Origin of the sequence: Streptomyces sp. ME19-01-6 (assembly GCF_033793745.1) — a bacterium.
Classification (GTDB): domain Bacteria; phylum Actinomycetota; class Actinomycetes; order Streptomycetales; family Streptomycetaceae; genus Streptomyces.
Genome location: NZ_JARAXF010000143.1, coordinates 1 through 554, shown reverse-complemented (window position 1 = coordinate 554; position 554 = coordinate 1). Strand labels below are relative to the sequence as shown.

General features: G+C 67.9%; 1 protein-coding gene. It reads left to right on the top strand.

The features are described 5' to 3' along the window. Window positions 1–21 precede the first annotated feature (21 nt). On the top strand, window positions 22–554 hold a 533-nt coding region (locus tag PV419_RS53050), incomplete at its 3' end, for an acyltransferase domain-containing protein (RefSeq protein ID WP_319701272.1).

Here is a 554-nt window from a genome sequence, read left to right as displayed (position 1 = left end):
CAGGGCACCCAACGCCCCCGCATGGGACACGAGCTCTACCACACCTTCCCCCTCTTCGCCCAAGCCCTCGACGAAGCCTGCACACACCTCGACCCACACCTCGACCAGCCCCTGCGGGATGTCATGTTCGCCGAACCGGACACCGATACCGCACAGTTGCTGGATCAGACGCGCTACGCCCAGCCCGCCCTGTTCGCCCTCCAGACCGCCCTGCACCGCCTGGTCACCGAACAATATGGGCTGAAGCCCCACTACTACGCCGGGCACTCCCTCGGTGAGATCACCGCAGCCCACCTCGCCGGGATCCTCACCCTCCCCGACGCCGCCCGCCTGATCACCACCCGCGCCCGCCTCATGCACACCCTCCCCACCACCGGGGCCATGACCACCCTCCAAGCCGACCCACACGAACTCCACGAACACCTGGCAGGACGCGAAGGGCAGGTGTCACTGGCGGCCGTCAACGCGCCCGCATCCGTGGTCATCAGCGGTGACCGCCACGAGGTGGACGCCATCGCCGAAATCTTCCGCGCCATGGGACGCAAAGTCACCCC